The organism is Campylobacter sp. RM12637 (assembly GCF_020137645.1).
In the GTDB taxonomy this organism is placed as follows: domain Bacteria; phylum Campylobacterota; class Campylobacteria; order Campylobacterales; family Campylobacteraceae; genus Campylobacter_E.
This window is the reverse complement of sequence record NZ_JACGAV010000002.1, coordinates 1-22,647: the sequence shown is the minus strand read 5'-3', so window position 1 is coordinate 22,647 and position 22,647 is coordinate 1. Positions and strand designations below refer to the sequence as shown.

26 protein-coding genes are annotated in these 22,647 nt (G+C 28.9%); 20 read left to right on the top strand and 6 right to left on the bottom strand.

Annotated elements, in window-relative coordinates; translation table 11 throughout:
* Positions 1 to 18: 18 nt before the first annotated feature.
* Entirely contained in the window at positions 19 to 1,656 is a 1,638-nt protein-coding gene (gene fliK, locus AVBRAN12637_RS01320; protein ID WP_214119784.1) for a flagellar hook-length control protein FliK, read from the bottom strand.
* Between the two features lie 120 nt (positions 1,657 to 1,776).
* Here fliK and typA point away from each other — a divergent pair, with 120 nt between their 5' ends.
* From typA to flgG, 8 genes are all read left to right on the top strand, one after another.
* Positions 1,777 to 3,582 carry a translational GTPase TypA gene (gene typA, locus AVBRAN12637_RS01315; RefSeq protein WP_214116827.1) on the top strand — a complete coding sequence of 602 codons (1,806 nt, stop codon included), beginning with the start codon at positions 1,777 to 1,779 and terminating at the stop codon, positions 3,580 to 3,582.
* Positions 3,583 to 3,696: 114 nt separating this feature from the next.
* On the top strand, positions 3,697 to 3,963 hold the full coding sequence (locus tag AVBRAN12637_RS01310) for a DUF448 domain-containing protein (RefSeq protein ID WP_214116825.1): 267 nt from the start codon (positions 3,697 to 3,699) through the stop codon (positions 3,961 to 3,963).
* Positions 3,944 to 6,619, top strand: coding sequence for a translation initiation factor IF-2 (infB, locus tag AVBRAN12637_RS01305; protein ID WP_214119782.1), 2,676 nt, complete (start codon positions 3,944 to 3,946; stop codon positions 6,617 to 6,619). The genes AVBRAN12637_RS01310 and infB overlap by 20 nt, the downstream gene beginning before the upstream one ends.
* The gene (gene rbfA, locus AVBRAN12637_RS01300; protein WP_214116821.1) at positions 6,619 to 6,978 is read left to right on the top strand and encodes a 30S ribosome-binding factor RbfA; all 360 of its coding nucleotides are present in this window, start codon (positions 6,619 to 6,621) and stop codon (positions 6,976 to 6,978) included. Before infB ends, rbfA begins: the two co-directional genes overlap by 1 nt.
* Positions 6,979 to 7,395 carry a ribosome maturation factor gene (locus AVBRAN12637_RS01295; RefSeq protein ID WP_336615199.1) on the top strand — a complete coding sequence of 139 codons (417 nt, stop codon included), beginning with the start codon at positions 6,979 to 6,981 and terminating at the stop codon, positions 7,393 to 7,395.
* 94 nt (positions 7,396 to 7,489) lie between these two features.
* Positions 7,490 to 8,758 (top strand): MFS transporter, encoded by a 1,269-nt coding sequence (locus tag AVBRAN12637_RS01290; protein ID WP_336615198.1) that lies wholly within the window; start codon positions 7,490 to 7,492, stop codon positions 8,756 to 8,758.
* Positions 8,759 to 8,858: 100 nt separating this feature from the next.
* Complete coding sequence (locus AVBRAN12637_RS01285) at positions 8,859 to 9,668, top strand: flagellar hook-basal body protein (RefSeq protein WP_214116815.1); 810 nt, start codon at positions 8,859 to 8,861, stop codon at positions 9,666 to 9,668.
* Between the two features lie 8 nt (positions 9,669 to 9,676).
* A complete protein-coding gene (gene flgG, locus AVBRAN12637_RS01280) occupies positions 9,677 to 10,465 on the top strand; it encodes a flagellar basal-body rod protein FlgG (protein ID WP_214116814.1) in 789 nt (262 codons plus the stop codon).
* 49 nt (positions 10,466 to 10,514) lie between these two features.
* On the opposite strand, the gene AVBRAN12637_RS01275 is transcribed toward flgG, so the two are convergent.
* Positions 10,515 to 11,795: an O-acetylhomoserine aminocarboxypropyltransferase/cysteine synthase family protein gene (locus AVBRAN12637_RS01275; protein WP_336615197.1), complete on the bottom strand. Its 1,281-nt coding sequence runs from the start codon at positions 11,793 to 11,795 to the stop codon at positions 10,515 to 10,517.
* 90 nt (positions 11,796 to 11,885) lie between these two features.
* Between AVBRAN12637_RS01275 and AVBRAN12637_RS01270 the strand changes: the two genes are divergently transcribed.
* Positions 11,886 to 12,812: a homoserine O-succinyltransferase gene (locus AVBRAN12637_RS01270; protein WP_214149860.1), complete on the top strand. Its 927-nt coding sequence runs from the start codon at positions 11,886 to 11,888 to the stop codon at positions 12,810 to 12,812.
* Positions 12,813 to 12,835: 23 nt separating this feature from the next.
* On the opposite strand, the gene AVBRAN12637_RS01265 is transcribed toward AVBRAN12637_RS01270, so the two are convergent.
* Positions 12,836 to 12,997, bottom strand: coding sequence for a hypothetical protein (locus tag AVBRAN12637_RS01265; protein WP_214116808.1), 162 nt, complete (start codon positions 12,995 to 12,997; stop codon positions 12,836 to 12,838).
* A 157-nt stretch (positions 12,998 to 13,154) separates the two neighbouring features.
* On the opposite strand from AVBRAN12637_RS01265, the gene pyrF reads away from it, so the two are divergent.
* The 11 genes from pyrF (at position 13,155) to AVBRAN12637_RS01210 (ending at position 21,046) form a co-directional block, all read left to right on the top strand.
* Positions 13,155 to 13,880, top strand: a complete 726-nt coding sequence (gene pyrF / locus AVBRAN12637_RS01260; RefSeq protein WP_214116806.1) for an orotidine-5'-phosphate decarboxylase — start codon at positions 13,155 to 13,157, stop codon at positions 13,878 to 13,880.
* Positions 13,873 to 14,478 (top strand): orotate phosphoribosyltransferase, encoded by a 606-nt coding sequence (gene pyrE / locus AVBRAN12637_RS01255; protein WP_214116805.1) that lies wholly within the window; start codon positions 13,873 to 13,875, stop codon positions 14,476 to 14,478. Before pyrF ends, pyrE begins: the two co-directional genes overlap by 8 nt.
* Before the next feature lie 114 nt (positions 14,479 to 14,592).
* The gene (locus tag AVBRAN12637_RS01250) at positions 14,593 to 15,060 is read left to right on the top strand and encodes a hypothetical protein (RefSeq protein ID WP_239803042.1); all 468 of its coding nucleotides are present in this window, start codon (positions 14,593 to 14,595) and stop codon (positions 15,058 to 15,060) included.
* A 77-nt stretch (positions 15,061 to 15,137) separates the two neighbouring features.
* The gene (locus AVBRAN12637_RS01245) at positions 15,138 to 15,608 is read left to right on the top strand and encodes a hypothetical protein (RefSeq protein WP_336615196.1); all 471 of its coding nucleotides are present in this window, start codon (positions 15,138 to 15,140) and stop codon (positions 15,606 to 15,608) included.
* A 15-nt stretch (positions 15,609 to 15,623) separates the two neighbouring features.
* On the top strand, positions 15,624 to 15,887 hold the full coding sequence (locus AVBRAN12637_RS01240; protein ID WP_336615195.1) for a hypothetical protein: 264 nt from the start codon (positions 15,624 to 15,626) through the stop codon (positions 15,885 to 15,887).
* A 26-nt stretch (positions 15,888 to 15,913) separates the two neighbouring features.
* Positions 15,914 to 16,393: a hypothetical protein gene (locus AVBRAN12637_RS01235; protein ID WP_336615194.1), complete on the top strand. Its 480-nt coding sequence runs from the start codon at positions 15,914 to 15,916 to the stop codon at positions 16,391 to 16,393.
* A complete protein-coding gene (locus tag AVBRAN12637_RS01230; RefSeq protein WP_336615193.1) occupies positions 16,394 to 17,137 on the top strand; it encodes a hypothetical protein in 744 nt (247 codons plus the stop codon).
* A gap of 172 nt (positions 17,138 to 17,309) precedes the next feature.
* Positions 17,310 to 18,290 carry an agmatinase family protein gene (locus tag AVBRAN12637_RS01225; protein ID WP_239803038.1) on the top strand — a complete coding sequence of 327 codons (981 nt, stop codon included), beginning with the start codon at positions 17,310 to 17,312 and terminating at the stop codon, positions 18,288 to 18,290.
* Between the two features lie 24 nt (positions 18,291 to 18,314).
* Positions 18,315 to 19,535 (top strand): Nramp family divalent metal transporter, encoded by a 1,221-nt coding sequence (locus AVBRAN12637_RS01220; protein ID WP_336606681.1) that lies wholly within the window; start codon positions 18,315 to 18,317, stop codon positions 19,533 to 19,535.
* 2 nt (positions 19,536 to 19,537) lie between these two features.
* Complete coding sequence (gene glsA, locus AVBRAN12637_RS01215) at positions 19,538 to 20,449, top strand: glutaminase A (RefSeq protein ID WP_336615192.1); 912 nt, start codon at positions 19,538 to 19,540, stop codon at positions 20,447 to 20,449.
* Between the two features lie 114 nt (positions 20,450 to 20,563).
* Complete coding sequence (locus tag AVBRAN12637_RS01210; RefSeq protein WP_336615191.1) at positions 20,564 to 21,046, top strand: hypothetical protein; 483 nt, start codon at positions 20,564 to 20,566, stop codon at positions 21,044 to 21,046.
* A gap of 94 nt (positions 21,047 to 21,140) precedes the next feature.
* Here AVBRAN12637_RS01210 and AVBRAN12637_RS01205 read toward each other — a convergent pair whose 3' ends face one another.
* The 3 genes from AVBRAN12637_RS01205 to AVBRAN12637_RS01195 all read right to left on the bottom strand — a co-directional run.
* Positions 21,141 to 22,166 carry a BspA family leucine-rich repeat surface protein gene (locus AVBRAN12637_RS01205; RefSeq protein WP_336615190.1) on the bottom strand — a complete coding sequence of 342 codons (1,026 nt, stop codon included), beginning with the start codon at positions 22,164 to 22,166 and terminating at the stop codon, positions 21,141 to 21,143.
* Entirely contained in the window at positions 22,163 to 22,363 is a 201-nt protein-coding gene (locus tag AVBRAN12637_RS01200) for a hypothetical protein (protein ID WP_336608277.1), read from the bottom strand. The genes AVBRAN12637_RS01205 and AVBRAN12637_RS01200 overlap by 4 nt, the downstream gene beginning before the upstream one ends.
* 52 nt (positions 22,364 to 22,415) lie before the next feature.
* A partial coding sequence (locus AVBRAN12637_RS01195) for a hypothetical protein (protein WP_336615189.1) occupies positions 22,416 to 22,647 on the bottom strand: 232 nt, incomplete at its 5' end.

Here is a 22,647-nt window from a genome sequence, read left to right as displayed (position 1 = left end):
CCAACATTTTTTACCCCTTTAAAAATATCTATAAAGCACAGCATTAATTCCACTTGGCATATCGCTTGTGCTTTCTAATTCTTCAATTTCTTCATATTTTTTACGAGCTTTTTGCTGCTCTTGATGATTTGAACCTTCTTTTTTATCTCCAAAATTCATAGCAAGACCCGTAAAGCCCATATTTACAAGGCTATTTTTAAATTCTTGCTGATTTGCTATGAAAAGATTTAAAGTATTTGCATTGTTTGAATTAAGATTTATATGTAAGTTATTACCCCTTGCAATCATAGTAACATTAACTTCTCCTAATTCTTTAGGATTTAAATTAATGCTAACTTTATGGCTTGGAGCTTTGAATTTTTCTATTTCTTCTTTAAAATCTCTTGTAAAATTATCAATTACTAATTTAGTTTGTTCTTTACTAAGTTCTTTATTAGGATTTAAAAAATCAACTTTAAGATTTTGTGGTAGATTTAGCTTTTCTTTATTATCTTGAGTTTGGCTTGAGTTTTCATCTAAATTATCTTGTAAATTTTCTTCTACTATATTTACTTCAGGTAGAATTTTATTTTCATTTTCTTTTGTTTCTTGGGTTTGAATTTGAGTTTTATTTGCTTGAATTTGTATATCTTTTATATCATTTTTAATTATGTTCGGAGTAATTTTTGGACTTTGTGTTTCTATATCTTTTGAAACGATTTTAAATGCTTCTTCTTTTATATCTTTAGTTTGTTTTTTATCATCATTTGTAATTTTGCTTAATAACTCATTTAAAGCCCCAGTTTTTAGAGTTTTTTCAGCGTTTATAATAGGTTCGTTTGTATTATTAGATACAATTTTTTCACTTTTTACTGATAATAAACTTTCTAAATTTGGTTTTTTAATTTCAGTATTTTTTAAATTCTCTTCAATTTTTGTATTTTTGTTTAATGCGTGTGAGAAGAAATTTTGCTCATATAATTTAGGATATGGTTTAGCAAAAATTTGCTCGTTATATTCATTATTTTTAATTTTTTCATAAGTTATATTGCTAAGCCCTAATTTATGCTCTTTTGCAAGTTCTACTAATGAATGAACGCTATTTGTATTTGCAAAACTTTCTAAACTAGCTTTATTATTAACAATATTTTTTAAGTTAAAAAAATCATTTAATTTTACATTTTTTTTATCTTGCTTTAATATGTCTAAAAAATCTAAAATCTGAACGAAATTCAAATCATCTAAAAGTTCTTTTCCATATTCAACATCTTCCATAGAAGTCTTAATATCTTGCATAATTTCAGCATCACTTATTTGCAATCTTTTAGGTAAAAATTCATTCATTTCTTTTGCATTTTGCACTATTTTTGATACTTTATCTTGTAGAGTTTTTGGATTTTGTAAAAGACTTGCTAATAAATTTGGCTCTTGTTTGCTTGTTTTTTCATTTAATAAAGTTGAAGCTAGATTTATATTACTAAATTGTTTTACATCTTTATTTTTTATTTCATTTTTTGCTTTAAATACATTTTGCATTACCAATAAATTTTTAGTATCTTTTACATCGGTTTGATTAAATAATAAATCAGCAAAACCTTCTCCACCAGATTTTTTAGAGCCTTTACCTTTTTTAGAATTTAGATTTTTTACATCTTGTAAAATTAATAAATCTTTCATAATAATCCTTGTTTAAAACTTGATGAGATTTAGCAAAATTCGTTCCAAGTTTTTGTGATTTCATATTTAAAAATTAACCTAAATTAATTAAACTTTTACTTTAAAATCAAGGAGAAAACATTGAGTATTAGAAATATAGCAGTAATCGCACACGTTGATCATGGTAAGACTACAATGGTTGATCAGTTATTAAAACAATCAGGAACATTTAGCGAAAGAGACCAAGTTGATGAACGCGTTATGGATAGTAATGATATTGAAAAAGAGCGTGGAATTACAATTCTTTCAAAAAACACAGCAATTAATTATAAAGGCACAAAAATTAACATAATTGATACTCCAGGCCACGCAGATTTTGGTGGAGAAGTTGAGCGTGTTTTAAAGATGATTGATGGGGTTTTATTAATCGTTGATGCTCAAGAAGGTGTTATGCCACAAACTAAATTCGTTGTTAAAAAAGCATTAGCATTAGGTCTTAGACCAATAGTTGTGGTAAATAAAATAGACAAAGCTGCAGCTGAACCTGATAGAGTAATTAATGAAGTATTTGACCTTTTTGCTGCACTTGATGCAACTGATGAGCAATTAGATTTCCCTGTAATTTATGCAATTGGAAAAGAAGGTATTGCAAAAAATGAATTAGATGATGATAGTAAGGATATGCAACCTTTATTTGACAAGATAATTGAGCATGTTCCAGCACCAAGTGGTAGTAATGAAAATCCTTTACAATTACAAGTATTTACATTAGGTTATGATAACTTCGTTGGTAAAATTGGAATTGCTAGAATTTTCAATGGAACAATTTCAAAAAATCAAAATGTAATGTTAGCTAAGGCTGATGGGACAAAACATACAGGAAGAATTTCAAAACTAATTGGATTTTTAGGTTTAGAAAAAATGGATATTGATAGTGCTAGCACAGGAGATATCGTAGCAATTGCAGGTTTTGATGCTTTAGATGTTGGAGATAGCGTAGTTGATCCTAGCAATCCTATGCCACTTGACCCACTGCATATAGAAGAACCTACTTTAAGCGTTGTATTTAGCGTAAATGATGGACCTTTAGCAGGAACTGAAGGAAAGCATGTTACAAGTAATAAAATCGCTGAAAGATTAGAAAGCGAAATGAAGACAAATATCGCTATGAAATATGAAAATATTGGCGAAGGTAAGTTTAAAGTAAGTGGTCGTGGTGAATTACAAATTACGATTTTAGCTGAAAATATGAGAAGAGAAGGTTTTGAGTTTTGTCTTGGACGCCCTGAAGTTATCGTAAAAATTGAAAATGGAGTTAAAACAGAGCCTTTTGAAAATCTAGTTATTGATGTTCCTGATGAGTTTAGTGGAACGGTTATTGAAAAGCTTGGAAGAAGAAGAGCTGAGATGAAAAGTATGGTTCCAACAGGAGATGGACAAACTAGACTTGAGTTTGAAATTCCTGCTCGTGGGCTAATTGGATTTAGAAGTCAGTTTTTAACAGATACAAAAGGTGAAGGTATAATGAATCATAGTTTTATGGAATTTAGACCTTTTGTTGGTAGTGTTGAAAAACGCCAAAATGGAGCATTAGTGAGTATGGAAAATGGTGTTGCATTAGCTTATTCATTATGGAATCTTCAAGATAGGGGTGTTTTATTTATAGACCCTCAAGCAAAAACTTATGTTGGTATGATTATAGGCGAGCATAGCCGTCCGAATGACCTTGATGTAAATCCTATAAAAGGTAAAAACCTAACCAATGTTCGTGCTAGTGGTAGTGATGATGCTATTAAATTAGTTCCACCTAGAAAACCTACTTTAGAGCGTGCTATGGAGTGGATTGAAGAAGATGAATTAGTAGAAGTAACTCCAATTAATATTCGTATTAGAAAGCGTTATTTAGATCCAACTCTAAGACGCCGTATGGAAAAATCTAAATCTTAATTTTTATTCTTTCTATTCTAAATCTTTTAAAGAATTTAGAATAGAAAATTAAAATGTTTGAAAATAAAGCTTTTAAGACTTCTGTTAAGCAAAAACAATTAAAATTAAAAGATTATGAAAAAAGCAAAACCTATTAGAATGTGTATTATTTGCAAGATTAGAAAAAATCAAACTGATTTAAAGCGTTTTCAAGTGTCTTTAAATGAAGTTTTATTTCAATTTAATAGCGGTAGAAGTATGTATTTATGTGATGAATGCCTTAAAAAAGATGATAGTGATTTTTTAAAGTCTTTGCAAAAAGTTATAAAAATTAATATAGATAAAAAAGAACTTGCTAGTAAATTAAAAGAAAGGTTTTTAAATGGCGAATATAAAAATTAGTGAAATAGCAGCGGAATTAGGTTATCAAAATAAAGAAACTTTAGAAAAAATTAATGAATTAGGATTTGATTATAAATCACCTCAAAAAGCTGTAAGTGAAGATGTAGCAGCAGCAATATATGAGTATTTAAAAAATGGAACAATTCAACAAATTTTAAAAGATGAAGTTGCAAAATCAAGTAAAAGTGCCAAAAAATCTAGTACAAAATCAACTACTTCTAAAACAACAAAAAGTAAAACTGAAAAAGCTGAAAAAAGTACAAAGACTGAAAAGATTGAAAAAACAAAAAAAACTGAAAGCAAACAAAAAGAAATTCTTAAAGAAGAAACCAAAGAAGATAAACAAGAAACTAAAGAAGAAAAAATAGTAGAAGAAAAAATCACTAAGGTAGAAGTTAAAGAAGAAATGAAAAGCAAAGAAATAGCAAAAGAAGAATTAGTGCAAGAAGAACCTGTAAGTCTTGCAAGAAGTGGGCTTGAAAAACGCCGTGGCTTAGTAATCATTAAGAAGAAAAATGCAGCAAAAGAAGAAGTTAAAGAAGAGGTTAAGCCTAAAGCTCAATCAAAAGAGCCCGTATCGTTTGCTTCAATATTTAGCACAGATGAAAGCTTAAAAAAGAAAAAAGCTAAAAAAATAGTTCCAGCAGCAAGAAAAGAAAGTTCATCTAAGATGGATTTTGATACTAATTTTGCAGAGATTAATGATGATGAAGATGATGTTGTGGTTATGCCTGATTTTTCATTTAATGAAAGAAAAGAAGATATTGAAAAGCCTGCAAAGGCACAAACTTCATTAAGAAGTGCATTTAATAACCAAATCAATCAATTTACAAATACTTCAATAGCAAGGTCTCGCCGTAAAAAATCAAAAGCATATAAAAAAGAACAAAGTAGCGAAGAAATTACAAGTATTAAAATTCCTAAAGAAATAAGACTTTATGAATTAGCAGAGAAGTTAGGTAAAAAAGATAGCGAATTAATCTCAAAATTATTTATGCAAGGAATGATGACTACTAAAAATGATTTCTTAGATGAAGAAACTATTGAGATTTTAGGACTTGAGTTTGGAATTGAAATAAGCTTTTTTGATGAGACTGCACAATTTGATTATGTTGCTGATTATGAAGAAAATCAAGAAGAATTAAAAGATATTAAAGTTCCTGTTGTAACAATTATGGGGCATGTTGATCATGGTAAGACAAGTTTGCTTGATTATATTAGAAATAGTCGTGTAGCAAGTGGCGAAGCAGGTGGAATTACTCAGCACGTTGGTGCTTATATGGTTAATAAAAATGGTAAAAATATAACCTTTATTGATACTCCAGGTCACGAAGCATTTTCAGCTATGAGAGCTAGGGGTGCTAGTGTTACTGATATAGTAATTATTGTTGTTGCAGCTGATGATGGTGTAAAACCACAAACAAAAGAAGCAATTTCGCATGCAAAAGCAGCGGGTGTTCCAATCATCATCGCTGTTAATAAAATAGATAAAGAAGCAGCAAATCCTGATAGAGTTAAAACTCAATTAGCAGAGCTTGATATTATGCCAACTGAGTGGGGTGGAAGTCATGAATTCGTTCATATTAGTGCTTTAAAGGGAACTGGAATTGAAGATTTACTTGAAATTATCTTATTACAAGCTGAAATTTTAGAGCTTAAAGCAAATAAAAATACAGCTGCAAAAGCAAATATAGTTGAAAGTTCTTTACAAAAAGGTCGTGGTGTAGTAACTACTGTGATTATGGAAAATGGAACGCTAAGAGTAGGAGATACCGTTGTAGCAGGCATTGCTTATGGTAGGGTAAAAAGCATTACAGATAGCAAAGGTAACGCACTAAAAGAGATTTTACCAGGCGAGTGTGGTGTAATTATGGGTCTTAATGAAATTCCTGATGCAGGTGAGACATTAATTAGTGTTGCGACTGATAAAGAAGCAAGAGATTACGCACAAAAACGCCACGAATATTTAAGACAAAAAGAATTAAGCAAATCAACAAAAGTAAGCCTTGATGAATTAAGTGCAAAAATTAAAGAAGGGAATTTAAAATCATTACCTGTTATTTTAAAAGCCGATGTAGGTGGAACATTAGAAGCTATTAGAGGAAGTCTTGAAAAGCTTTCAAATGATGAGGTAAAAGTTGATATTGTTTTAGGTGGTGTTGGTGGAATATCTCAAGGAGATATTGCTTTAGCACAAGCTAGCGGTGGTGTTATAGTTGGCTTTAATGTTCGTCCAACAGGGGATATTAAGGAAAAAGCAAAAGAAGCTAAGGTTGAGATTAAAACATATAATGTAATTTACAATCTAATTGATGAGATTAAAGCTATTTTAGGTGGTTTAATGAGTCCTATTATTAGCGAAGAGCAACTAGGACAAGCTGAAATTAGACAAGTAATCAATGTGCCAAAAGTAGGACAAATAGCAGGATGTATGGTAACTGATGGAAGTATAGTAAGAGGGGCTAAAATCCGTGTTATTCGTGAAGGTGTTGTAGTGTTTGAAGGAGAGATTAGTTCACTTAAACGCTTTAAAGACGACGCTAGAGAAGTTAGCAAAGGTTATGAATGTGGTGTTGGTATCGTTGGATTTAACGATATGAGAGAAGGCGATTTTATAGAAAGTTATAAAGAAGTTCAAAGTAAGGCTAGTTTATAATGAATGATAAAGCACAAATAAAACGCCTAAGAACACAAAGTTTGCTAAAGGAATTAGTAGGAGAAGCTTTAGCAAACTTAGATGATCCTTTATTAAGCGGTCTATTGGTAAATGATGTAGATTGCAAAAAGGGTCGTTATGACGCTTTTATATATTTAGATAAAATGTCGCTTACAAAAGATGAACAAAATTTAGTTCTTTCTAAGCTAAAAAGAGTTAGTAAAGTATTGCAAGCTCATTGTTTAGGAGCGCTTGGTATGTATAGATGTCCAAATTTTCATTTTAGGTTTGACGATAGTTTAGATAAAATTAATAGAATAGAAGAATTATTTAAGCAAATTAATAAGGAAAAGAAATAAATGGAGCTAGAGAATTTAGCTAAACAGCTTAATTTAGTGATTTATGATACTGAATTAGCAAAAGAAGGCAATAACTTTATTTATAGAATTTTCATCTTAAAAGATGGAGAAAATAAATCAGTTAGTCTTGATGATTGCGAGCAATTTAGTAGATTGATTTCTCCTATACTTGATTTAAATCCACTTACAGATGAAAAATACTTTTTAGAAGTAAGCTCTCCTGGACTTGAAAGAAAGCTTACTAAAATAGAGCATTTCAAACTTAGTATAGGTGAGATATTAAAAATCAAAACTAAAGAAAAAGAAGAAATTATCTCAAAATTACTTAGTGCTGATGATGAAAAAATTACTTTAGAAGATGGCACAATTTTAAACTACGCAGATATTAAATCTACAAAAACTTATATCTATTGGTAAGGCAAAGCCTTACCTATATACTCTTACTCAAATTAATAATCATTAACAAAATCAAAATTAGAAATAAAAAAACAAAGAAATTTAAAGGAATTTAATGAAAACTATTACAAAAAAAGATACAAAAACCTTAGCATTAAGTGCATTAGGTGGGACATTAGAATTTTATGATTTTATTATATTTGCATTATTTACTCCGTATTTTACACATCATTTTTTTCCAAAAGAGCTTGATGAGAGTATAAAATTATTAAATACTTATGGAGCTTTTGCTGCAGGGTATTTAGCTCGTCCATTAGGTGGAGTTATAATGGCACATTTTGGCGATAAGTTTGGTAGGAAAAATATGTTTTTATTAAGCATTATTTTAATGGTAATTCCTACATTGATTTTTGCGATTATGCCTACTTATGAGCAAATTGGCTATTTTGCTATTGCTATTTTATTAGCTATTAGATTAGTTCAAGGCGTTGCTATTGGAGGAGAGTTACCTGGTGCTTGGGCTTTTATATATGAGCATAGTCCTGATAATAAAAAGGCATTATTTTTAGGAGTTTTAACTAGTGGGGTTTGTGGTGGTATTACTTTAGGAGCTTTAAGTGCGTTATTGCTTCAACTAAATTTCACAGAAGATGAAATAAAAGATTATGCGTATAGAATTCCTTTCTTAATCGGCGGTATTTTTGGTCTAATTAGCATTTATCTTAGAAGATTTTTGCAAGAAACTCCTATTTTTAAGCAACTTCAAGCTGAAAAGCAATTAAGCGATTTTCCTATAAAATCAGTTATTAAAGATTATAAAATGGAAATAATTTTATCAATGTTTTTAACTATTGTTCTTACTGCTTGTGTTTTAGTATTTTTAATAATGATGCCTAATTTTATGAAAGGTATTTTAAATATTAATCCTGCTTTAAATACTAGCTTGCAAATTATTGCTAGTGTTAGTATGATGATTGGACTTGTTGTTTGCGGGGCATTGGCTGATAGATTTAAAGCTAGTTTAATTTGCAAAATTTTTGCTATTTTATTAGTTTTTACTAGCACTATGTATTTTTATTCTTTATATGTTTTAAAGGATTTTGCTTCAACTTGTATATTTTATTTTGCTTCGGCGTTTTTTGGTGGTATTGTTAATTTTACATCATTATTTATGTGTAGGCTTTATAAGGCTAGTATTAGATATACAGGCATAGGATTTTCTTATAATTTAGCTTATGCGATAGCAGGATTTTTAACTCCAATTATCGTAGTTCAATCACACGGAAAATTTGATATTGGTAGTGGATATTACATTATTTTCATATGCTTAATGGCTTTTTTAAATTCTGTATTTTTTGACAAAATTATGAAAAATAAAAAATAAAGAATTTGATTTTAAGATAAACTCTAAAAATTTTTAGAAGTTTATCTTATTTTGGAATAAGTTTTGCTTTTATCAAAATATAAAATATTTAAGGAAAGTTATGCAAAACGGATTTTATCAAGCTACAGGAGCAATGGTTACTCAACTAAATCGCTTAAATGTTATCTCTAATAATTTAGCTAATGTAAATACTGCAGGTTATAAAAGAGATAATGTAGTAATCGCTGATTTTAAAAGGCTTTATGATGAAGAAATGCAAAATATGCCAATTGATAATCATACAAAACAAGCTGCAAAATACATAAATCAAACCATAAATAGAGTTCCTAATATTGATATAGAATACACAGATTTTAGCGTAGGTGCAATCCGTCCGACCAACAATCCTTTAGATATTGCAATCAAAAGAAGTGATTGTTTTTTTATGGTTCGCTCATCAGATGGTAGTGTGAAATTTAGCAAAAATGGAGCATTTAGTCTAGATGAAGATGGCTTTATAGTTACAAAAAATGGAGATAGATTATTAAGCTCGAATTATTTTGAAGACCCTGCAAATGATGGCATTCAAGTAGGAGATAATCAAAGATTAACTATTGATTCAGATGGAAATGTCTATTTAGATGGTGAAGTAGCAAATAGGATTTTTGTAGCTAGGATGGATGATACAAGGGATTTAGAAAAGATAGGAGATAATCTTTATAAATTAGATGATTTAACTAAAATGCAAGATTTTGAGGGTTCAAATGCACTTGCGAGTGGGTTTTTAGAAATGAGTAATGTAAATGCCGTTAATGAAATGGTAGGTCTTATAGAAACTCATCGTTTAGTTGAAATGTATCAAAAAGTAATGACTAGCCATATGGATGAGCTAAATAGCGATGCAATAAATAAATTAGCAAATGTTAAATAGGAGTAAAAATGCTTAGGTCTTTATATACAGCAGCAACAGGAATGATAGCACAGCAAACACAAATTGATACAACATCTCATAATATTGCCAATGTAAATACTATGGGATACAAAAAAAATAGAGCAGAATTTGCTGATTTAATGTATCAAGTAATGGAATACGCAGGCACTAGCACAAGCACAACAACGCAAAGTCCAACAGGTATTGAAGTAGGTCTTGGAGTTCGCCCAACAGCAATTACAAAACAATTTACACAAGGTTATTTTAAAGAAACAGGCAATCAATTAGATATGGTAATAGCAGGTAATGGTTTTTTTCAAGTTCAGCTACCTGATGGCACTACGGCATATACAAGAAATGGTGCTTTTAAGCTAGATAGCGAAGGAACTATCGTAAATAGTGATGGATATAGATTAATCCCTGAAATTACAATTCCTGAAGATGCAGTTGCTATTGGGATAGGAACTGATGGGGTTGTAAGTGTAATTCAAGCGGGTAATCCTGAAGCAGTGCAACTAGGTCAAATTGAATTAGCAAACTTCATAAATCCTAGTGGCTTACACGCATTAGGAGATAACAATTTCCTTGAAACTAGTGCTAGTGGAGCAGTTGTAGTTGGCACTGGCGGGACTAATGGTTTTGGTCAAATTAAGCAAAACTTCGTAGAGATGAGTAACGTGCAATTAGTAGAAGAAATGACTGATTTAATCACAGGTCAAAGAGCTTATGAAGCAAACTCTAAAGCAATCACTACAAGTGATGAAATGCTATCAATCGTAAATGGACTTAAAAGATAAATAATATAGATTGAAATTCTTATAATTTTATAAGAATTTCAAATACGAATTACTTAAAAGTAACTTCTAATGCTTGTTTAATATCGGCTATTAAATCATCAGCATTTTCAATACCAACAGAAAGCCTTACAAGACCTTCGCTAACTCCAGCTTTTATTAATTCAGCTTCATTTAATTGTCTATGAGTATGACTTGCAGGGTGTAAAATACAGCTTCTTGCATCAGCTACATGAGTTGCTATCATTATTAATTTTAAGCTATCTAAAAACTTAACTGCCTTAGCTTTATTTGCTTTTAATGTAAAGCTAATAACCCCACAAACCCCATTAGGCATATATTCTAAAGCTAGATTATAATAAGGACTGCTTTTTAGCATAGGGCAATTTACGCTTTCAATATATTCATTATTTTCTAAAAATTCTGCAATTTTTTTCGCATTTTCGCAGTGTTTTGCCATTCTTAAAGGTAGGCTTTCAATATGAGTTGATAGCATATATGCACTAGTTGCAGGTAAGCAAGCACCTATATCTCTCATTAATTGAACAATCATTTTTACAATATACGCTAATTTGCCAAATTTTTGCGTATAGATTAATCCGTGATATGACTCATCAGGGGTGTTAAAATCTGCAAATTTTTTAGGATACTTACTCCAATCAAAATTACCGCTATCAAGCACAACCCCAGCAATCACACTTGAATGCCCATCAAGATATTTAGTAGCTGAATGAATAACAATATCAGCTCCGTGTTTTATAGGCTGACAATTAATAGGAGTTGCAAAAGTATTATCAATTACTAATGGAATTTCATTTTCGTGAGCAATATTTGCAAATCTTTTAATATCAAGCACTACTAAAGCAGGATTTGATACGCTTTCAGCGTAAATTAATTTTGTGTTTTCTTTAATAGCTGCTCTTATTTCATCATTTGTGCTATTTGCACTAATAAAGGTGCAATCAATTCCAAATTTTTTAAGCGTTACGCCTATTAGATTTATACTTCCACCATAAATCTCATTTACGCAAACTAAATGATCTCCTGCTTTACAAATATTTGTAATTGCAAAAAATATAGCTGCTTGTCCGCTAGAAGTTAGCACCCCAGCAATTGCTCCTTCTAATTTAGCAATTTTACTAGCTACATAATCATTTGTAGGATTTGCTACTCTTGAGTAAAAATATCCACTTTCTTCTAAGTCAAATAATTTTCCCATAAATTCACAAGAATCGTATTTGTAAGTAGTTGATTGAATGATTGGCACTTGCCTACTTTCGCCATTTTTTGGCTCATAACCTGCGTGAATACATAAAGTATCTTGTTTTAACATTTTCTCTCCTTTAAAAAAAATATTAGTTTAACTTTATTTTAAGTATTTAGCAAGTAAAAAATGGCAAAATTAGTTAAAAAAGGAGAAAAAATGCCCGTTAATATAAAAACTAACCTTCCAGCAAAAGTTTTACTAGAAAATGAAAATATTTTCGTAATGGATGAAGCAAGAGCAAATTCTCAAGATATTCGTCCATTAGAGCTTGTGATTTTAAACCTTATGCCAATCAAAGAAGAAACTGAATTAGAATTACTTAGAATGCTTTCTAATACGCCTTTACAAGTAAAAATCACGCTTTTAAGAATAGCAAGTCACGAGAGCAAAAACACTTGTCAAAGCCACTTAAACGAGCATTATTTGGTATTTGATGAGATAAAGCATAAAAAATTTGATGGAATGATAATAACAGGAGCTCCGTTAGAACAATATGAATTTAGCGAAATAACTTATTATGATGAATTAGTTAGTATTTTAGAATGGAGCAAAAGCAATGTTTTTAGCACTCTTCATATATGCTATGGTGCGATGTTTGGGCTAAATTATCATTACAATATTGCAAAAATTCCTTTAAAAAAGAAATTAAGCGGAGTGTTTTATCACGATGTAATTGATAGTAAAGATGAGATTTTAAGGGGAATTGATGATGTGTTTTTAGCTCCACATTCAAGGCATTCAGGAATTGATGAATTAGCCTTAGCAAATCATAAATCTTTAGTGATTTTAGCTAAAAGCGATTTAGCAGGAAGCTATTTGATAAGAAGTTCTGATAGAAGACAAGTTTTTGTCCTAGGTCATCCTGAATACTCTCGCACTACTTTAGATAATGAGTATAAAAGAGATATTAAAAACGGCTTAGATGTTGATATTCCTTATAACTATTATAAAGATGATAATCCAAACAATCCCCCAAAACTTACTTGGAGAGCTCACGCAAATTGCGTTTATATCAACTGGCTAAATTATTATGTATATCAAACTACACCTTTTGAATTAGACAAACTTAATTCAATTAATTAAGATTTAGATTTTCTAAATCTTAATTAGATTTTTTTAACTCCGCTTTCATTCATATAATTTATGAAATCTTGTCTTAATTCTTCTTCTTTTTGTTTTATTTTCGCTAGTTCTAATTCTTGCTCTTTTTTCTTTTCATTTTCTTTTATATCTGTTTTGATTTGTTTTAATGAGTCTAAAAAGTCCATTTTTTCTCCTTTTGATTTTTGTATTATATTATTTAAATAATGTAATAAATAACTTTTAAAAATATAAATTCAATATGTTTTATTTAATAAATTTTTGCATAATGCTAAGTCGTAAAGAGTTAAAAAGAGATAATTTTATTAAATCAAAGGAGATAATTTGAAAACCATAATCGCATTAGATTTTGACACCTTAGAGCAAAGCCGTGAATTTGTATCAAAACTATCAGCAAAAAATCTTGAAAACTATGCAAAAGAGCATAATTTAAAATTAATTATGCCTTATTTAAAAGTCGGTATGTGGCAATACTACACAGCTGGAAATGACTTTTTAAAAGAGCTAAAAGACTTAGGTTTTAATATATTTTTAGATTTAAAATTAATTGATATTCCAAATACTATTTATAATGCTACTAAGACACTTTTAAAAAATGATATTGATATTTTAAGCCTTCATTCTTTTGCAGGCGAGCAAGCTTTAAAGGCTGCTGTTAATGCTAAAAATGAATTAGGTAGCAAGTGTGAATTATTTGGAATTTCTGTATTAACTTCGTTTGAAGAAGAAGAATTTAAAAATGATTTAGGCTTTAATGGAAGTATTAATGATTGCGTAAAACAACGCTGTTTAATCAGCAAAAAAGCAGGTCTTGATGGCATAGTAAGTAGTGCTTATGAAGCAAAATTTGCTAAAGATTTAGGACTTAAGGCTCTTACGCCTGGCATTAGATTTTTAGGCAATGATGCAAATGACCAAGCAAGGGTTGCTACGCCAAAATTTGCTATAGAAAACAATATTGATTATATTGTAGCTGGTAGAATGATTACAAAGAGTTCTAATCCTATTAGAGCTTATTTTCAATGTATAAAAGGAGAAGAAAATGAATAAAGAAGTTGCAAGTGAAGTTGTAAAAATATTAAAAGATTGTGAAGCAATATTTATTAATACTAAAGAATTTTTCACATATTCAAGTGGTATTAAAAGCCCTATATATTGTGATAATCGTGTGTTAATTAGCTATCCAAAAGAGCGTAAAATCATAGCAAATCATTTAGCGAATTTGATTAAAGAAAAAGCAGGAGATGTTGATTACATAGCAGCAACTGCTACTGGAGCTATTGCTCACGGAGCTTGGGTGGCTGATATATTAAACAAACCATTAGTATATATATTATCAAAAAACAAAACCCACGGAAGAGCAAAGATGATTGAAGGAAGCTTTAAGCATGGAAGCACTTGCGTTGTGCTAGAAGATTTAATCTCAAGTGGCGGTTCAAGTATTGCTGCTGTTGGTGCTGCTAGGTCTCACGGATTAGATGTAAAAGGTGTGTTTTCAATATTTAGCTATGAATTAAATCAAGCTAAGAAAAATTATGAGAGTATTGATTGTCCTGCTTATTCGCTTAGTGGATTTTCTGCATTTAGTGGATTTTTAAGCGATGAAGAAGTAAAAGTTCTAAACGAATGGCGTGACGCTCAAGAATAAAATAATTTTAATTTCAAATTCCGATTTTGGAATTTGAATATCTTCAGACCTTCTTTACTTTACAAAAAATAATTTTTATAATATTTACTTAATAATTAAAATTAAGGAGAAATAATGGCTTTTAAGAACGCAGTAGTTACAAAAGAACTTGATGAAAAATACAAAATGACAGATATTTTTTGCAATTATACAGATAGCTTATACTATAAACAAAATCGTATGTTGCCTGATGAGAAAAGAATAGTAATAGATGAAGAATTAGATTGTTTTATAATACAAGCTTATAATTTTTTAGACCCTGAATTAGAGCGTGCAAGACTTAGTAAAGGCTTGTGGGTTTTATATTATAAAGGTAATTTGATTGAAGTTATACTTGATTATGATTTTGATATAACAATAGATGGTGTTTTATACGATAAAGTTTGGAGTATTTTTGATATTAAAAACAATGAATTATTAAGCGAAAAAGAAGTTATAAATCTTCTTAAAGAAATATTAGATGTTTATAATGTGGCTGGTGCCTGGGGCGAAATTGAAGAAGATTATAAAGTTTATTTAAGAGATGAAATAATAAAAGAATAAATATTTTAAATCCTAATTCAAATTCTTTAAAAATTGTGGAATTTTAAGTAGGAATTTGGTTTAAAAAAGGTAAGCAAATGGCTTTTAAAAACGCAATTATTGATGATAGATTAGAGAAGAAATATTCTTTTGTAGATATTTGTATTAAGCATACTAATGATTGGTATCTCAAACAACATCATAAATTTCCTTTTGAAGAACGCATTGTAATAGATGAAGAATTAGACTGCTGGTTTATGAATTGTATGTATTTTGATGACCCAGAACTAGACCATGCAAAACTTAATAAATCTTTGTGGATTTTATATTATAAAGGCGAACATATAAGGATAATTTTAGATTATGATATCAAACAAGAGATTGATAATGTAGTTTATAATAGAGTTTATAAAATCCTTTCTATAAGAGATAATAAAACATTAAATGAAAAAGAAATAATAGCTTTATTGAAAGAAATATTAGTTGTTTATAAATGGGACGGAAGCTTAAATAATGATAAAGAATTTAAAGCATATATAATAGATGAAGTGCTAGGAGAATACATATAAACAAAAGGAGATTTTATGATAGAAAAAAGTATTGTAAAAATTGTGATGTCAATTGTAATATTGTCTATTTGTTGTTTTTTATTTACGATAATTTTTTTTGTATATGATACTTTTTATATGTTTTTATCAATTACACAAGCACCTTATGGAAGTTTATTAGGCTCAATATTTATTATACCTTTATGTTTTTTAACTCATATAATATATAGCAAGATATCAAAAGAGTTATGTTTAATATTTTTATCTATTATGTTTTGTTTTTCTTATATTCCTATTTGACCTTATCAATAGGCGGAATAATAGCTTTGATTTTGCCATTTATGTATTATTATTTATTAGTAATGTTATATAAGAAATTCTTTAAAAGTAAATCAAGTTTTATAGGCAATACGCAGTTTAAATTAGATTTTAAAACTATACAAATTGATAACGAAATTTATGAAAAATATAAAATAAATGAAGCACTTGCTAAATATAATATACAAGATACCATATTCAACACAAAAACAATACTACTTAATAAAGAGCTTGATTGCTTTTTTATTGATTGTGATTTAAATTCAAATAGAATATTTTGGATTTTAAAATATAAAACAGATATTATTAAAATACTTCTTGTGCATAAAAAGCGTTTATCAACTGATACTGCTATATTTGTAATCATAGATATTGCGGGTAATAATTTACTTAGCGAAGAAGAAGTGGTTTATTTATTAAAAGAAATCTTAGATATTTATAATCAAGATAAACAAGTAAAATACACATTATTAGATAAAAAATATTAAATGATTAAAGAAATTTTAAAATTTATAATTATATTTACTTTAACTCCTATAAATGCTGTTTTTATATATCTTGCAATTAAATCTTGTTTTGTTGAAAATTATTTGTTTTTAATGTTTGTTTATATGTTTGTTCATTATTTTGTTTTATCAATGAAGTATTTTTATGATAAATCAAAACTTTTTGCCATTGTTTTATTTAGTTTAATTTCACTTATTTTTGTAGTAGAAAATTGGCTATATTTTATGATTTTTATCGCTATTTATATCCTTGTAATTTATATATTAAGAGAAGTTGATACAAGTAATGCGATTTATGTGATTAATCCAAAAAGATTTGATTTAGTTCATATAACTTTTGGATTTTTAATGCTGCTTTCATTTATTAGTATTGTAAGCTTTTTAAAAGATGAATTAATTATTTATAAAATAATCGGCGTAGTAATTATATTATGCACTTTAATTATATTTTGTGGTGTTAAAAGAGTGATTTGCTATGAAGATTGCTTGGTGTTTGTAAAAGGCTTAGGAGTTAGCAAAATAAAATATGATGATATTAAGGAATATTATTTTTTTAAAACAAATTTTAAAAATACTATAAGAATTTTTTTAAAGCAAAAAAGATTTAAGATTTTTTATATTTCTTATGAGCTTTCCTTTAATAAATTTAATAAAAGCGATTTAGAAAAATTAGAAAAATTAATCAATAAAAATGAAAATAAACAAAGAAAATCATTATGGGGTTAAAAGCATTAGAGCTGATTTTAAATACTTTTTATTCTATAAAATATCTTAGCTTATGCAATAAAATTACAAAAAGTAACACAAAATATTGATTTTTATCAAATTTAATCAAAAAAATTATAAAAAACATAATTTCATTCCATAATAAAAGTCTATATTAAAAAAAGGAGTGATTATGAACGATAAACCAATTTGTTATGTTCCTAGTAGAAGAATTGGCGAAGTTTTTAGTGGTGTTCCATCATTTCTAGGGTTGCCTAAGATTCATAATGATGAAGAACTAAACAATTATGATATTGTAGTAATGGGTGTACCTTGGGAAGGGGTTTGCACTTATGGTAATTATTCAGGTTGTGAGTTATCTACAAAAAATATTAGAGCTGCTTCTGTTAGATATGGTGGATATTTACCAGAATTTGATTTAGATGTATTTGATTATTTTACTGGTGGAGATTTTGGTGATTGTGCTATAGAAAATGGTAATTATGATTTTTCTTTTAATAGCATAAAAGATAAGTATTCTAAAATAATGAAAGCCAAAAAAATCTCTGTAGTATTTGGTGGCGATCACTCAATATCATTTCCGTTAATTAGTGAGTTTGCTAAGGCACATAATGGAAATATAGGCATTATTCATTTTGACGCACATATGGATAATATGGATAAATTTGGCGAAGAAAAATTAGCTAGATGTTCTCCTTTTCATAGATTATACGAAGACCCTTATATAGACCCTACAAAAATGGTGCATTTTGGTATAAGAGGACCTAGAAACAATCCAAATGGTTTAAAAGAAGCAAAAAAATTTGGAGCTCATGTAATTACTGGAATGCAAGTAAAAGAAATGGGTTGGAAAGCTGCTATAAGCGAAGCAATTAAAATTGCAAGTAATGGCACAGAAGCTATTTATGTAACTATATGCTCTGATGTTTTAGATATAGCATTTAATCCAGCAGGCCCACCTGATCCTTGTGGTCTTAGCACATATGAACTTGCTATGATGTTGCACGAATGTGGAAAAGCAGGTGCTAGTGCGTTTGATTTTGTTGAATTATATCCAGGAAAAGACCCGCAAAATACTTCAGGGCATGTAGCGGTGTGGATGAGTATATATTTTTTAACAGGTCTTACTAAGTATAGATTTAATATTAAATAACATATAAAAACATAAAGGGGAATTATGCAAAATAAATATACTTGGAAGGATAAAATTAAAGCAATAGGGCCAGGAGCTGTAGTTACTGGCTCTTTTGTTGGCCCTGGAACAATTACAACTTGCACTAAGGCTGGAGCTGGATTTGGCTTTGCTTTACTTTGGGCTGTTTTATTTTCAATAATAGCTACCATTGTATTGCAAGAAATGTCAGCAAGGCTTGGAATAATTACTCAAAAGGGATTAGGCGAAGCTATATTAAACACTTTTAAAAGTAAGATTGGAAAAATATTAAGTGGAATTTTAGTGGGCGGTTCTGTAGTTTTGGGTTGTGCTGCTTATAATGCAGGAGATTTAACTGGTGCTGCACTAGGTCTATCAACAATAACAGGAATAAATATAAGTTCGCTTACTCCTTATATGGGCTTGTTTGTATTTGTATTATTATGGATGGGTAGTTTTGATATTATCAAAAAAATTTTTATGCTATTGGTTATTATAATGGCTTTGATTTTTATCTTAACAATGTTTGTTGTTAAGCCAGATTTTTCTTTAGTTTTTCAAGGATTATTACCTACTTTTCCTGATGGTAGTTTATTTACTATCATTGCAATTATAGGGACAACTATTGTGCCTTATAATTTTTTTATACATTCAGCAACTGCTAAACGAACTTGGAAAGATGCTAATGAGTTGGAATTATCAAAATGGGATATATATTTTTCTATAACCACAGGTGGAATTATTACAGCAGCTGTTGTGATTACAGCTGGTGTTGCAATGATAGGAATGGAAGTAAAAAATGCTTCTGATATGGCTATACAACTTAGACCATTATTAGGTAATTATGCTGAAATAGTTTTGGGTGTTGGTATATTTGCTGCTGGACTTGCTTGTTCTATCAGTTCTCCTATGGGAGCTGCTTATGTTATGAGTGCTTTTTTAGGTTGGGATTATAAGCATAACGATATTCGTTTTAAATTAACCTGTTCTGCAATATTATTAATTGGAGTAATCGTTTCTTCAACTGGATTTAATCCTATAACTTTAATATTTACAGCTCAAATTCTAAATGGTATAATACTACCTGTAATTGTTGTTTATTTGGTGTATATTACATCAAGCAGTAAAGTTTTAAAAAATCATAAAAATAACAATATTAAAATATTTTTAGGTATTATCATCGCTTTAATTTCTGTGATTTTAGGCGGAAGTAGTTTAATTAGTGCGATAGGAAATATAATTTAAATATGCAAGAGTTGTTAGATAGATTAGTAAAAGATAATATTAAATATACAAAATTAGGAAGATTGGCAAATTATATCCCAGAGCTTAGCAAGGCTAAATTAGACGCTTTGGGAGTTTGCGTGATTGATAAGGATTATAATGTTTTTTGCTCGGGTGATAGTGAGCTAAGGTTTAGTATTCAAAGTGTTTCTAAAATAGTTACTTTAATGTTAGCTTTATTAGATAATGACTATGAGTATGTATTTTCAAAAGTAGGTGTTGAGCCTACAGGAGATGCCTTTAATTCAATTATGAAACTTGAAACATCAAACAATAAAAAGCCATTTAATCCAATGATAAACGCAGGTGCTATTGCTGTTGCTTCTATGATTAAAGGCAAAAATGCTGAAGAGAGATTTAATAGAGCGCTTGAGTTTTTTCGTTTGATTACTGATGATAATGAAGCGTCATTAAGTACCAAAATATACGAAAGCGAAAATAAAACAGGCAATAAAAATAGAGCCTTAGCGTATTTTATGAAAAATGATGGGATTATTAGTGGTGATGTTGAGGTGGCTTTAGAAGTTTATTTTAAACAATGTTCAATACTAGCTAACACAAAAAGCCTAGCTAAATTAGGATTATTTTTAGCTAATGATGGGCTTAAAGATGGTAAGCAAATAGTTAGTAAAAAAATAGCTAGAACGATTAAGAGTTTAATGCTAACTTGCGGAACTTACGATTTATCGGGAGAAATAGCTGTAAGGGTAGGACTTCCATGTAAAAGTGGTGTGGGCGGTGGTATGGTATCGCTTGTCCCTAGAGAATTTGGGATAGGGGTTTATGGACCAGCACTTGATAGCAAGGGTAATTCAATAGGTGGTGTTAGGATATTAGAGGGTTTATCTAAAGCTTTAGATTTATCAATTTTTTAAATTAATCTAAAATAATTAAAAGTATCTAGTAATTTTGTGCTTTATATTTTGAGTTTTAAGATTAAAATTCTTATAATTTCACTATATTAATTTGCATATTTTATAAGGGCTAATGTGATAGAATGGATATATAATAAATTAATAAAAGTTTTTGTTGCAACTTGTTTTAAAGTTTTAATATTTATTGTTTTATTATATGTAATTTCTTGGTCTTTTTTAATGTTATATATTGATACTTTTATACTTACTTTAATACCATTAAGATACTTATTGCCATGGTTTTTTATAGATGACGATGATGCTTATGCTCGAGGTTTTTTGTTAGGCTTGTTGTTGCTTATGATATGGAGTTATTTTAGTATATCTGCGACTAAAATCTATTGTAAAAATATTATTAATTTTTATAAAGGTAAGAAAGATTTAGGCTTTTTATTTTATTTTACCTTATTTAGTATTCTAAATGCGTTTTTTAAATTTTGCTTTTTAAAATTAGGAGATATTCACAATAGCACTTTAACTCTTGCTATTGCTTTAATATCTACGATTTTAATTTATTTTTATATAAATTATACGATTAAGAAAAGAAAATCATATTAAATAATAATAGTAATGATATTACAAGGATAATTAAAAAATAAGAATTTGAAATTCTTATTTCAAATTCTTAAATCTTTTTATGTTTTTTAACATATCAATACCAATTAGGCAATTGCTCTAAACTATCGCAATCTTGAAACATATTATCTATGTAATTAACTTTTGAAGTATCAAAGTTTAATGGTTGATTGAAGTTTTTACAATTAGCAAACATATAGCTCATATCAATTACTTTTGAAGTGTCAAAGTTTAGTAATTGATTAAAGTTATAACATCCCATAAACATACTGTTCATATTTGTAACTCTTGAAGTATTAAAGTTTAATGGTTGATTAAACAGACTACACCAAAGAAACATACCAAACATATTTGTAACTCTTGAAGTATTAAAGTTTAATGGTTGTTTAAAATTTCTACAACCATTAAACATATAGCTCATATTTGTAACCTTTGAAGTATCAAAGTTTAATGGTTGATTGAAGTAATAACAACCTGAAAACATATAACTCATATTTATAACCTTTGAAGTGTCAAAGTTTAAAGATTGATTCAATCGCTCACAATTTTCAAACATATGGCTCATATATTTAACCTTTGAAGTATTAAAGTTTAATGGTTGTTTAAAATTTCTACAACCATTAAACATATGACTCATAGTATTAACCTTTGAAGTATCAAAGTTTAATGGTTGATTGAAGTGATAACAACCTGAAAACATCTTGCTCATATTAGCTACATTGGAAGTATTAAAATTTAAAGGTTGATTAAACCGACCACACTCAAAAAACATACCACTCATATTTGTAACATTTGAAGTATCAAAGTTTAATGGTTGATTGAAGAAAAGACAATGTGAAAACATATAACTCATATCAGTTACATTTGAAGTATCAAAGTTTAATGGTTGATCGAGACCAATACGACCTGCAAACATACCACTCATATTAGTTACATTACTTGTATCCCATTCGTTTATCCCACTAAAATCCCCTCTATAACTTTTATAAAACAATTTACTCATATCAGTAATTAAACTTGTATCAATATCACCTAGATAAATTCTCGTATCTCTTACTAACTCTTGTAATTCTTCTTTTGTGGTAGGCTTATATTTTTTCATAAAATCTCCTTTAATTTTGCTAAAGCTATATCAAATGTATTAGCTCTTTTTCTATCATAACAAACACTATTTTTACATTTAGGGCATTTAGATGGTGGTAAATCATTTGCACTTAGGCAATCGCTTTTATGAATTATCACCACTGAATACCCACAATCTTGACAAATAAACTTGCTTGGCTTTGGTGCTATTGGCATTTATACTCCTTTAAAGAATTTGAAAGTCATATTTCAAATTCTTTTTGTTTTTTTATTTTTTAAAAATTTTATTTACAGCACTTAATAAAAATCCACCTACTGCCATAATCTTCTCTTTGTTTTCAACAACAAAATCAACTGCTTTTTCAACATTATCGCATAAGTTATCCCATAAGCTTTTTTCTATCTTTTCATCAGCTAAAGCTTTGTAATCTTTTGTGGTGCTTGTTGATTGATTGTTTGATGAATTAAAATTATTTGTATTAGGCTTTACTTTTTCGTTG

Excerpts from the sequence above, each read along its gene's own strand:
- infB (WP_214119782.1), top strand. The coding sequence starts at position 3,944 with ATGGCGAATATAAAAATTAGTGAAATAGCAGCGGAATTAGGTTATCAA.
- pyrE (WP_214116805.1), top strand. The coding sequence starts at position 13,873 with ATGAATAAAGAAGTTGCAAGTGAAGTTGTAAAAATATTAAAAGATTGT.
- fliK (WP_214119784.1), bottom strand. The coding sequence starts at position 1,656 with ATGAAAGATTTATTAATTTTACAAGATGTAAAAAATCTAAATTCTAAA.
- AVBRAN12637_RS01270 (WP_214149860.1), top strand. The coding sequence starts at position 11,886 with ATGCCCGTTAATATAAAAACTAACCTTCCAGCAAAAGTTTTACTAGAA.
- AVBRAN12637_RS01295 (WP_336615199.1), top strand. The coding sequence starts at position 6,979 with ATGGAGCTAGAGAATTTAGCTAAACAGCTTAATTTAGTGATTTATGAT.
- rbfA (WP_214116821.1), top strand. The coding sequence starts at position 6,619 with ATGAATGATAAAGCACAAATAAAACGCCTAAGAACACAAAGTTTGCTA.
- AVBRAN12637_RS01205 (WP_336615190.1), bottom strand. The coding sequence starts at position 22,166 with ATGAAAAAATATAAGCCTACCACAAAAGAAGAATTACAAGAGTTAGTA.
- AVBRAN12637_RS01220 (WP_336606681.1), top strand. The coding sequence starts at position 18,315 with ATGCAAAATAAATATACTTGGAAGGATAAAATTAAAGCAATAGGGCCA.
- AVBRAN12637_RS01240 (WP_336615195.1), top strand. The coding sequence starts at position 15,624 with ATGATAGAAAAAAGTATTGTAAAAATTGTGATGTCAATTGTAATATTG.
- AVBRAN12637_RS01250 (WP_239803042.1), top strand. The coding sequence starts at position 14,593 with ATGGCTTTTAAGAACGCAGTAGTTACAAAAGAACTTGATGAAAAATAC.
- AVBRAN12637_RS01225 (WP_239803038.1), top strand. The coding sequence starts at position 17,310 with ATGAACGATAAACCAATTTGTTATGTTCCTAGTAGAAGAATTGGCGAA.
- AVBRAN12637_RS01230 (WP_336615193.1), top strand. The coding sequence starts at position 16,394 with ATGATTAAAGAAATTTTAAAATTTATAATTATATTTACTTTAACTCCT.
- glsA (WP_336615192.1), top strand. The coding sequence starts at position 19,538 with ATGCAAGAGTTGTTAGATAGATTAGTAAAAGATAATATTAAATATACA.
- flgG (WP_214116814.1), top strand. The coding sequence starts at position 9,677 with ATGCTTAGGTCTTTATATACAGCAGCAACAGGAATGATAGCACAGCAA.
- AVBRAN12637_RS01285 (WP_214116815.1), top strand. The coding sequence starts at position 8,859 with ATGCAAAACGGATTTTATCAAGCTACAGGAGCAATGGTTACTCAACTA.
- AVBRAN12637_RS01310 (WP_214116825.1), top strand. The coding sequence starts at position 3,697 with ATGAAAAAAGCAAAACCTATTAGAATGTGTATTATTTGCAAGATTAGA.
- AVBRAN12637_RS01275 (WP_336615197.1), bottom strand. The coding sequence starts at position 11,795 with ATGTTAAAACAAGATACTTTATGTATTCACGCAGGTTATGAGCCAAAA.
- AVBRAN12637_RS01245 (WP_336615196.1), top strand. The coding sequence starts at position 15,138 with ATGGCTTTTAAAAACGCAATTATTGATGATAGATTAGAGAAGAAATAT.
- AVBRAN12637_RS01290 (WP_336615198.1), top strand. The coding sequence starts at position 7,490 with ATGAAAACTATTACAAAAAAAGATACAAAAACCTTAGCATTAAGTGCA.
- AVBRAN12637_RS01265 (WP_214116808.1), bottom strand. The coding sequence starts at position 12,997 with ATGGACTTTTTAGACTCATTAAAACAAATCAAAACAGATATAAAAGAA.
- AVBRAN12637_RS01200 (WP_336608277.1), bottom strand. The coding sequence starts at position 22,363 with ATGCCAATAGCACCAAAGCCAAGCAAGTTTATTTGTCAAGATTGTGGG.